Source organism: Streptomyces sp. NPDC001832 (assembly GCF_040297265.1).
In the GTDB taxonomy this organism is placed as follows: domain Bacteria; phylum Actinomycetota; class Actinomycetes; order Streptomycetales; family Streptomycetaceae; genus Streptomyces.
Window position 1 is genome coordinate 59,725 of record NZ_JBEOYU010000033.1, and the last position, 10,462, is coordinate 70,186.

At 69.9% G+C, this 10,462-nt stretch carries 7 protein-coding genes and 2 pseudogenes; 5 read left to right on the forward strand and 4 right to left on the reverse strand.

The window, feature by feature from the left end:
• Positions 1-7: 7 nt before the first annotated feature.
• Positions 8-748: a DUF1963 domain-containing protein gene (locus ABT115_RS23025; protein WP_351792929.1), complete on the reverse strand. Its 741-nt coding sequence runs from the start codon at positions 746-748 to the stop codon at positions 8-10.
• Between the two features lie 723 nt (positions 749-1,471).
• Between ABT115_RS23025 and ABT115_RS30930 the strand changes: the two are divergent.
• The 3 genes and pseudogenes from ABT115_RS30930 to ABT115_RS23040 all read left to right on the forward strand — a co-directional run bounded on the left by ABT115_RS30930 (position 1,472) and on the right by ABT115_RS23040 (position 4,873).
• Positions 1,472-3,007: pseudogene (locus tag ABT115_RS30930) on the forward strand (transposase).
• Positions 3,004-3,747, forward strand: a complete 744-nt coding sequence (locus ABT115_RS23035) for an AAA family ATPase (protein WP_351792934.1) — start codon at positions 3,004-3,006, stop codon at positions 3,745-3,747. The pseudogene ABT115_RS30930 and the gene ABT115_RS23035 overlap by 4 nt, the downstream one beginning before the upstream one ends.
• 13 nt (positions 3,748-3,760) lie before the next feature.
• A complete protein-coding gene (locus ABT115_RS23040; RefSeq protein WP_351792937.1) occupies positions 3,761-4,873 on the forward strand; it encodes a hypothetical protein in 1,113 nt (370 codons plus the stop codon).
• Between the two features lie 30 nt (positions 4,874-4,903).
• On the opposite strand, the gene tpg is transcribed toward ABT115_RS23040, so the two are convergent.
• On the reverse strand, positions 4,904-5,461 hold the full coding sequence (tpg, locus tag ABT115_RS23045) for a telomere-protecting terminal protein Tpg (RefSeq protein WP_351792940.1): 558 nt from the start codon (positions 5,459-5,461) through the stop codon (positions 4,904-4,906).
• 328 nt (positions 5,462-5,789) lie between these two features.
• Here tpg and ABT115_RS23050 point away from each other — a divergent pair, with 328 nt between their 5' ends.
• Both ABT115_RS23050 and ABT115_RS23055 read left to right on the forward strand, forming a co-directional pair.
• Positions 5,790-6,143, forward strand: coding sequence for a hypothetical protein (locus tag ABT115_RS23050; RefSeq protein WP_351792942.1), 354 nt, complete (start codon positions 5,790-5,792; stop codon positions 6,141-6,143).
• Positions 6,140-7,162, forward strand: coding sequence for a hypothetical protein (locus ABT115_RS23055; RefSeq protein WP_351792945.1), 1,023 nt, complete (start codon positions 6,140-6,142; stop codon positions 7,160-7,162). Before ABT115_RS23050 ends, ABT115_RS23055 begins: the two co-directional genes overlap by 4 nt.
• 124 nt (positions 7,163-7,286) lie before the next feature.
• Here ABT115_RS23055 and ABT115_RS23060 read toward each other — a convergent pair whose 3' ends face one another.
• Together ABT115_RS23060 and ABT115_RS23065 are read right to left on the reverse strand one after the other, a co-directional pair.
• Complete coding sequence (locus ABT115_RS23060) at positions 7,287-9,962, reverse strand: DEAD/DEAH box helicase (protein ID WP_351792948.1); 2,676 nt, start codon at positions 9,960-9,962, stop codon at positions 7,287-7,289.
• Positions 9,963-9,999: 37 nt separating this feature from the next.
• Positions 10,000-10,462: pseudogene (locus ABT115_RS23065) on the reverse strand (hypothetical protein); the annotation flags it as partial.

Below are 10,462 nucleotides of genomic sequence, written 5' to 3' on the forward strand. Positions count from 1 at the left end.
AGCCGCGTCAGCCGACCATGTCGTAGCAGGCCCGGGCCCAGGTGAAACGGCCGGCGGCCAGGTCGTCCCGGCGAATCACCCAGTCGACCCTGCCCATATCGCCTTCGACCACAGCGCTCCCGAACTCCGCGAGCAGCACCCAGTCGCCCGGGCCGTGGTCGTAGTCCGTGACGGGATCGTTGTTCCAGACCCAGGGGTAGCCGCCTATCTGCACCGATCCGCCCGTCTGTACATCGCCGGAAATATCCCACCACACCTCGCCCAACTCCTCACCGTGCGGGAACTCCTCGGTGTAGTCATAGCGGTTGGGCAGCGAGGGATCGATCACCAGATAGAGATCACGGGCCGGGTAGACCTGCGGCGGCCGCTCACCGCCCGGACCGCGTTCGGAGACCGGCCTGCTGGCCGGGACATGGACGAGCCGCCACCAGTCGTGTCGTGTCCACGAGGGACAGTGAGACGTGTCCGCGAAGAAGAGCAGCGTGCCATCCTTCGGCAACGGGAGGTCCGTCGCGCCCGGTGGGATGGCCGCGAGGTCGACCGAGGCGAGGAACGGCAAGTCCGGCACGGGCTCGTCCTCGGGCATCGGCGGCAGCCCGCCGAGCCGTCCGACCACCGAGCCGTCACTCGACTCCCCTGCGCCCAGCATCGCGCACGGACGGGCGGCCGCGTCGAGCCACCGCTCGACCTCGTCCTGCGGTATGCCCTGCTCGCGGGCCAGGTCACGGAACGGATGCATCGATCTCATATTCACAGAATATCCAGGGGCGATCATTGTCCGCCTACCAGGCGGCCGCACCGATCAATCCGGGTGGTCTCCGTTGCCACCCGGGTTCGCAGCCATGCGCCACAGACCCGGCTGACAAGACGTCACACGCCGGTGCACCGGAAGTGGACGAGGAAAGGTGCGGAGGCGACACAGTGGGACATCAGGGTCTCTTGTCCTCGGCTGACTCGACATCACCGAGATATTCAAGAGGCCGCGCTGCTATGCACGGCCGAGCCTTGATCGCCTGAACGACCCGCTTGGACGGCAGTTCGAGCGAGCCCCCTGCGTTCCGGTTTGGGAATCGCTTCTCAGACTAGGAGGTACTACTGACAATCACCCGAATTCCGATACCTGCTCATTTAGTCGAACTAGCGTGCCCCACTGGCGGCGGCCGACTGCGATCTCTCGGTTTTGGGACAGTGGGGTGAGTGACAGTGGGTCTGGGTGTGTTGTTGCTGGTGGGTGGCGGTTTTAGGGGTGTGGGGCCACTGTCATGAGGGTGAGATTTCCGTGGGGTATCGCTGTCGTGGGGGTGTTATCGCGTGCGGGGTGACGCTGTCTCAGTTTTGTGAGTTCTGATCCACTGGCCGGCGAGTGATTGGTCTGCTCGGGGGTGTGGATGAGGGAGAGCAGGGCCCGGCCTCGGCGGGGACGGGTGGGGTTTTGCCGGCCGTGTCGGTCCGGGCGTTGCGGGGGCCGGCGGTGCGCCGTCTGCTGGCCTTGCGGCGGGAGGGGAAGCTCACCACTGGGCAGGTGCGGTCGGCGGCGGACATGCTGGGGGTGCGGGAGCGTGCTTGTGGCGGTGGCTGGCCGCCGCCGAGGAAGACGAGGCCGCGGCCGCGGCGCCGGGGGAGCGGGCTCCGCACTATGGCCGGTTCATGGTCAACGACGAGATCCGGGCTCTGCTGGGGTTGTGGAAGGGCAACGTCGCGGCGGTCCATCGTGAGCTGACCGCTCGCGCAGCCAGGGGTGAGGGGGAGCCGCCTCCGTCGCTGATGACTTTGCACCGAGCGATCCGCCGTGATCTGACGCCGGGGGAGCGGGCCGGGCTTGCGGGTGGGGAGCGGGCGGCGCGCAAGCACGATGTGTTCCTGGCCCGGCCGCGGGGCTGGGGTAACCAGGTGTGGGAGACCGACCACATGCAGGCCCCTGTGCTGGTCGATGTCGACGGCACCGCGCGCAGGCCGTGGATCACGTGGTTCACCGACTGCGCGACGAACGCGATCATCGGTGTCGCGGTGACGCCGGGGGATCCGTCGCGGGAGTCGGTGCTGGCCGCGCTGCGTTCCGCGGTCCTGCGCGAGGCCCCCCTACGGACCGTTCGGCGGCCTGCCGGAGAAGGCACGGGTCGACCGGGGCAAGGATTTCCTGTCCAGGGCGGTGAGTGCCGCGTTCGATCTCCTGGACGTGACGGTGGAGGACCTGCCCGCGTATACCCCGCACCTCAAGGGCACGGTGGAAGGCCTGAACCGGGCGGTGGAGAGCATGTTCTTGGCAGCGCTGCCCGGCTACGCCCGCCAGCCGCGCCCCGGCAAACGCTCTTCCCGCCCGAAGGACGAGGTGCTGCTCGGCTTCGAGGACTTCACCGCCCGGCTGCTGGCCTGGACGCTGTGGTGGAACACCGAGCACCGCCCCGCGCCGCTGCGGGGCCAGACCCCGCTTGAGGCGTGGCAGGACGATCCCACCCCGCTGCGGGAGGTGCCGGCCGCGGATCTGTGGACGTTCACCCTGGAGGACGCCGGCACCCGCACGCTGACCACCCGCGGGATCCGCTTCAAAAAACGCGACTATGTGGGGGCGTGGATGACCGGCCAGGCCGGGATCCAGGTCCGGGTCCGTTTCATGCCCCACCACGACCACCGGATCGAGGTCTACCACGCGGGCACCGGCCGCTACCTGGGTCCCGCGGACCTGGCCGATCAGGCCACCGGCGAACAGATGAGCGCGGTACGGCGGGCGCGGGCCGCCCGCGCCCGCCGCTTGAAGAAGGACCTTCAGGCTTCCCAGCGCGAGCGCTACGCCGCCGCCAACCAGCCCGAGGCACCCCGGCGGCTCGGCGCGCTGACCACCGCGCAGGCCGAGGCCGAACTCGCCCAGGCCACCGATACCGGCCTGTCGGATCTGGCGCTGCCGGACCTCATCCCGCCCGGCGCGCCGCCGGCCGACTGGCGCACCCCGCCTTCCCTCGCCACCCGGACCGCACCACCCACCACCGACGAAGACGGAGGCGCCTCGTGACCGCGGCCACCTACCAGTACGTCAACCTGCCCGATGCGTCCGTGGTCACCACCCGCGCCCTGCTCACCGCCCGGGAGAACATCACCGACACCGTCGCCGCCCGCGCCATGATGTGCATCCACGGCGGCGCCAGCTTCGGCAAGACTCTTGCCGTCAACATCTGCCTGCGCGGGCTCGAACCCGGCGAGGATGTCCGCAAGATCACCTTCCGGGCTAGGCCCACCGCCCGAGCGGTGCGCTACGAATTGTTCACCGCGCTTGACCTGGCCGGTGAACCACCGCGTCACCCCAGTGAATTCGACCGGCTGCTGAAAACCGCCCTGGCTGAACGCCCCCGCACCTTCCTGGTGGACGAGGCCCAGTGGCTCAACGGGGAGGCGTTCGAGTACTTCCGCTACCCGTGGGATGAACCGGCCACCCAGCTCGCGATCATCTTCGTCGGTGGCGAGGGCTGCCACACCGTGCTGCGCCGCGAACCGATGCTCTCCTCTCGCATTTTCATCTGGCAGCACTTCACCCGCCTCACCCCCAGCGAGGTCCTCGACGTCATCCCGCTGTTCCATCCGATCTGGGCGGACGCCGATCCTGAGGACATCACGTTCGCTGACAGCCACGCCGCGCACGGCAACTTCCGCGCCTGGGCCCAGCTGACCGCCCATACCCGCACCGCCCTGGCCCGCACCGGTCGTGCCCGCGTGGACCAGGAGCTGCTGCGCTGGGCCTTCAGCCGCCTTGGCTGACCACCACATCGCCATGCCGCTTACCGTGCTACCGCCGTCCGTCGCTGTGGTCATCGACCCAGGCGACGATGCGGTCCACACGCATACTGCTCTGGCCGCCCACCATCCGCCGTCCGGCCGGGTCACCCTGCACCCCGGCCCGGGCACCACCAGTGAAACCGGTCTCGCCCACGACCTTCTCGCCGCTCTGGGCAAACCGCCCTTGCTCCCGGGCCGCTTTCCCGGCGGCCGTCAGCCCGCCTGGGAAGCCGCTGCCGCCTGGATGACGGCCCTGCCCGTGACCCGGCTGACCGTCCTGCGCGCGCACCGCCTCACCGCCCGTCGCGCGATGCGCCTCCTGCAGCTACAGGCCCTCACCGGTATCCACCTGACCTTGGTCTGCCACCGCCCTCACCTTCCCGCCGCTCTGTACCAGGCCCTGCGGACGGCCGATTACTCCCTCACCGCCGACTTCGAGGCTGCCCGCCGCCACTACTACGGCACGCCAGTCGCCGAATCTCCGGCCGCAGACGAGCCCGCCGGGCCGGCCAGCCGGTGGCTCACTCTGCCCGCACTGGACCGCCTCGTCTCCTACGACAGCCCCCGCCCCTGCTCCGCCCCGTGCATGCCGCCGCCGATCGCCTGGCGGCACCGCCCACCTCCCGCTCCTCTCACCGCACCCACCGCCCAGCGAGTCGCCCACCGGCTTCACGCGGCGACCGCACATCCTCGCCTGGCCGCGGCCATTGCCGCCGCGCTGTTCACCGGCGCCTCCCTCCAGCAACTCGCCACCGCACGCCCCCGCGACTATGACGCTGCCGCGGCCATGCTCGCCCTGCACGACCGCGCCCGCTACACCGACGGCTGCGCCGCCTACCCCGTACCGCCCTGGGCGGGCGTCTTCCTGCGGGCCGCGGCCTGCTTCACCCGGCTTGTATCCGGCGAGGACCGGGAGCTGCTCGTCGGGCCAGGGGACCGTGCGCACCTGCTGCGCATGGCGGAGGCGGCCAGGCTGCGCCCGCCACAGCCGCCCGCGGCCCGCCGCCAAGGCCCGCTCAGCCGTGTGGAGTGGGACTGGCGCGAGCGTCAGGAAGCTGAGAGGTACGAAGCCATGCCGGCAAGGCGCGCCAGTCCCTCGCGACGCTGAACACCCCGACGCGGCTACGCGACGGGGTGTTCAGCCGATCGAGAAGTCAGCGAACTCGACATTGCTGAAAGAGATATGCAGACCGTGGGCCCGGCGGCCCCATTCGCGAAAGTAGGCGTGTCCCAGCGCACGGGCCAGGATCACCAGCTGCTGCTGCTCGCCCGCGCCGGCATCCCGAGCTGCGAACAGCTCCCGGGCGACCTCTCCCGGCAGGTCCTGGGTAATCCATCGCACCCGCGGATCGTCCGAGGACCCTGCTGGCGCGGCGAACCCGAATCGCGCCCGGGTATGGAAGACGAAGCCTTCCGCCTCGGCCTGGGCACGCCGACGGGCCCGTATCCGGGGCTGCCATCGGGCCAAGACAGCTTCCTCGATCACCCGGGAATGCATCGGACCCGGTGGACGACGTGCTCCCGGCTGCTTCGTCACCCACCGCTGCACAGTGCGCTGCGAAACCCCCAGCATCGTGGCCACCTTCCGGGTGGAGCCCCGGTGCGTCGCCAGTAAAAACCGCAGGCGGGCCCCGGTACTTGAGGGAATGGGCCGGGTCCGCAACGCGCGCTCAAGCCCCCGCTCGATCTGTCCCACGTCCGCCTCTCCAAGCGGTCAGCAAGCGGGGTCAGACCCGCAGTCCGTAGCAAGCTGAGCTGGTAGCACTCTGGCACGCCGTTACGAAACTCTTTTACTGTCCCCTCTCCTCTCAACACCATCTGACCTGCGGAAACTGCCTGGTTGGTGGTGGGGGCTCGTAGCGTGGCGGTAGCTGGGCTAGGGTCCGGCTCGGACGGGCAGTCGTGTGCCCGGACGCATTGCCCCGCCCCGTGCGGGGTTTTTTTGTTGCCGAACTGCCAAAGGGCCCCGACACCGCTGGTGTCGGGGCCCTTTGGCGTTTTTGGAGCTGGAGGAGTAGGCGCAAGTGGACAATACGCTGGCCGTGATCCTGCTGGTCGGATTCACCCTGTTGTTGCTGTGCTCTGTCGTTGTGGTGGCTATCGTGCGCTTCTCGCGCACCGCCGACAGGGTGGTGGAGCGTACCCGGCCGGAAGACCTGCCGCGGGTGCTGGAGTCGATGGGGCGGACTCTGTCGGGTCTGGTGGCGGCACTGGCCCAGGGCATCCGACAGGCACTGTTCGTCGGCAGCCGAGGCAGCGCGACCCGGCCTCCGATGGGCCTGGCGCCAGGCGCCGCGGCCACCGATCCCGTGACCGGTGCGGTGGAGCCGACGGGCGATGCGCAGACAGGGAGCTGGACGGAGGGGGTGCTCCGGTGACGAGGCGGAAGATCTACGGGCCTGACCGGGACTCGGTGTCCCGACACGTCGGCGAGCCGCTGCTGGACCGCGCGCTGCGCGGACTGCTCAAGCCGGGTGAGCTGCAACTGCTCAAGGAGTTCGTCCACGGACTGCACCCCGATCAGATCGCCCGGAAACACGGAACGACTGCCTCAATCGTGGAAAGAGCCCTGGCCGAGATCCTCCATAAGATCAAGGAGTCCCCGCACAGCGACGCACTGCTGGAGGACCTGCGCTCGCGCGGCGGCCCCCGCTTCTCCTTCCTGCTCTGGGAAGGCCGCTCCGAAGTACCGGTCGTGCACCGCTGCGCGCGGGAGACGTGCGCCAAGCTGTTCGACCAGCCGCAGACCGGCCGCGCTCGCAAGTTCTGCTCCAACGCCTGCCGACAGGCCGCCTACCGCGATCGCCGCCGCGCGAAACGATCTCCCAACTGCCAGGGGGGCCGATCTGCCCCGCCGGCCGACGCGCGCCGCGGGTTCCGGCTGCGCAAGAGTCTGCCGGAACCGCCCGCGCCTCGCAGTGCACGAGGGTCGCTCCTCCGTTACCTGAACGCTCTCTCGGACCGCATCGGACGGTCACCGGCTCCCGCGACCGGTGTGCCGGTCCCGGGACGGTCCGGGACGGTCTTTGGTTGGGGTGGATCCGGGAAGACGAATGCATTGGCGGCAATGAGCCTCCTCATGATTGACGGCCAGCACCGTCTCGCCTCGATGACATCTCTGTGGCAGCTCATCAACCCACCTGCGACCCCAGAGTTCGTGTTCCGGCCTGAGGTGTCTCCGACGAGCCCGCTGCACGTTCAGCTCCCGGTGCCGGACGGTCGCGCTGTGCCGTGCAAGGTGGTGCCCTTCCCGGGCGCCGCGATCCGGTACGAGGCCTGGAGTTCGGCTCCCGGGACAGGGCCCGTCCCCAACCGACGCGACAAGGGGGAAGGCTGGTCACGGCGCGGGCAGCGTTATGCACAACCTCGCCCTGGACGGGGCCGTTCGCGCCGGTGAGGAGCCCGGGGACCCGGGTTCCTCACCGCAGATCTGCGGAGGGAGCAGAGCCGACGCCGAGGTGCAGCGCGGGCAGGCAGGTCCTCGCACGGCGGCCGGGGCGCGGCCGCCAGTCTTCCGTCTGCTACGCCCACTCCACGCCCAGCCCCCGCAGTGCGTTACGCTGCTCCCGGTCGAGCTTGTCGCGCCTCGATTTGGTGTTCGAGATCCACACGCCCAGTTTCACGATCACCGGCTCGGTCTCGCCGTCGACCGTGATTTCTTCGCTGTGGCCGCGCGGCACGGGCCGGTCCGCTCCTTCCCGCTCCACCCACTGCGTGAGGGCGGCCAGACCCCGTCGGAATGCCTGCTGTGCCTTGCCCGGGCCCTTCGTCGCGCGGGTGGCCGCCGGGGCGGGAGACGGGGCCTCAGTGGGCTGTACGCCCAGCGCCGACAGTCGCTCCTGCTGCTCCGGAGAGAGCTGGGCCCAGGTGCCCGGATTCTTCTGCCGCTCCAGCCACTTGCCCAGGTCGTCGCCGTCGAAGCCGACGCCCGGCGCGATGTAGGGCAGGACGCCGTCGGCGTCGACCAGGTCGGCGAGGACGCGGTAGTGGCGCTGCCAGTCCAGGGGCCACGGGGAGTCCCAGTCCGGGTCGATCGCCGTCAGCTGCGCCGCGCGCGCGGCGGCCCGCTCCGGGTCCTTGCCCAGGCCGTTCTTCGCGCTCTTGCGCCGGAGGTTGGCCATGTGCTGCCCGATGGGCACCATCGCCTCGCCCTCGCCCCACACGGCGTCCTGCCGCGGCGCGAGGTGCCCGGTGGCCCGCCGGTAGGAGCGCAGCGCGGCGAGCTTGTTCTCCCACGCTTCCTCGCCCGGTTCCCAGACCATCCCGGCCTCCGGCGCGTCCAGGAGGACCTTGCGCCGCTCCTCCAGCTCCCCGGCCCGCAGCGCCTTCCTCTGCTGGTGGACCCACCGCCCGAGCGGGAAGTCCTTCGTGACGCCGACCTCGGTCTCGGTGTCGTACGGGACGGCGTAGACGCCGGTGATCTCGTTCTCCTTCCGCCACCGGATGAGGGCCTGGTAGCCCTCCAGCCACACCAGGCTCTCGGGCCGGTAGACGCGGGTGCGCAGGAATGCCGCGATGGTTGCCGCGTCCCTCGGTGTGGAGAAGTGCAGCAGCGCCGTCTCGGCGGCGGCCTGCGTGTCGTCCTGCTCCTGGTCTTCGCCCTCATCCTTGCCGCCGGCTCCGACGATCCGTCCTTCCTCGTCGCGCCGGATGTGTACCTTGCGCTGTCCGCTGGTGAGAGCGCGGGAGGCGAGCTGCTCGACGAGTCGTTCATCATGACTGCGGAGGCCCTGGAGTACGGCTACCAGGGGCCGGAACGAGGCGCTGGCGACCATGTCTGTCGGGTCCTCGCCGGGTTCCAGGAACACTGGCACGATGATGCGCGCGATCTTCGTACTGCCGTCGCGGTTGAGCCGGAGCGCCCGGCCGATGTTCTGGACGATCTCCACCTGAGAGCCGCGGGTGTCGGCGAAGCAGACGGCTTCGACTCCGCGCTCGCCGGTGATGTCGACGCCTTCCCCGAGCACGCGGCAGCTTGCGAGGAAGGCCCGGTGCACGCGCCGGTTGTTGGCGTCGATGCCGTTGGCGAACTGGCGCAGGATCTCGCGCCGTTCGGCTACGAAATGGTCGCCGCACAGCCACGCCGACCAGACACGGTCCGGGGGTACGTGGCGGCTGGCCTCCAGCTCGTAGAATTCCGCGTCGATCGAGGACTTCGGCAGCCTGTCGGCGGCGGCCAGGTCGTCGTCGGAGGCGTCGTTGACGTACAGCTCGGCAGCGGTCTCCGGGAGCTTGTCCGCGAACGCCTGTGCCTCTTCTACCTTCTGGTGGAACGTCATGACCGTACGGAGGTTGTACGCGGCGGCGTGCTCCAGGAGCGCGGTCTGCAGGAGCGCCAGGCGCCGGCCGCGCCGCGCCTCCTCGGACTCCCCGAGGACGGGGGAGGGGTCGCGGATCTCCAGGACGTCGATCTCGAATCCGGCGAGGATTCCGCGCTCGATCGCCTCCGAGAGTCCGAGCTCTGCGAGCCACGCGCCGTAGGTGCCCTCCGGGTCGTCGGCCATGGTCGCGATCTCCGCCTCCTGGCCGTCCGCGCCCTTCTGCGGGCGGGCCGCGGCGAGGATGCGCGGCGTGGCGGTCAGGTAGAGCCGGAAGTCCGCCGGGATGCGGGCGTTGTCGTGGATCGCCGCCCACGGCCGCCCAAGATCACCAGCGGTTCCGTGCGCCTCGTCCACGATCGCGAGGTCGAACGGGGCCATCTGCTGCCCGTACAGCCGCTCCCCGCCCGCCAGAGCGGCCTCCAGCGGCCCGCGAACCTTCCGCTGGCCCATCGGTGCGTTGATGTCCTCGCGGTCCACGAGAGAGGCGTATGTGGCGAACACGACCACGGGCCCGGACCCGGCCCACAGGGCGAGCTGGATCGGGTTCGTGGTGGTCCGCACCCCCAGCGAGTTGAGGACCGCGTCGTTCTCCAGCGAGCACACCGCGACCATCGGGGCCCGGTGACCGACCAGCCGCCACGCCCGGGCGGTCTGCGCGAGCAGGTCCAGGGTGGGCACGGTGACGAGGATCCGGCCGTCCGCGAACGACTCCAGCGCGCACGCGGCGGCCGTGATCGTCTTGCCCGAGCCGGTCGCTGACACGATCGTGCCCCGGGCACCCTGCGGAGGCACAGATGACCTTGCAGGGAACCCCACCCACCTACGAAACGCGGAGCGCTGATCTACCTGGTGTTCCTTGAGCTGAATCGCTGACATTTCCTTGCCTCCCCGAGCGCTGAATTCCTGTGGTCTTTCAGAGGGCCGCGTGCGGAATGCAGGCCGCGCCCAAGTCGTTCCAGATCGACGCATCCGCCTTGTGCCAGCCGCCCGGCTTTCCGTCCTCGAAGGGCGGCTTGTCGTCCGGGTCGTAGTGCCCGGCATCGAGCGTGCAGACGACGTAATCCCCGTCGCTGTTCACCGTGCGCGCGGTGTACAGACCGCCGGCCTCGCCCAGCGCCTCCAGCACCCCGCGCCGCTGCGTGGTGTGCGGATGGGTGCGCGGCAGGACGCTCTCCCGGACGAACGTCTCCAACCGCACCAGGTTGGCCCGCTCACGCTGCCTCACCTCCGCGAGGTGTACGGCCAGTTCAGCGGACCCGGCCGACCGGCCGCCACGCCGGGTGTGAGGTTCGGCCGTGATGTCGCTGAGGTGTTCGGCGTTGTATGTCACTGATGTGTAGGTGTATTCGTGCTGTTCAGCGGCGGTTGGATCAGTC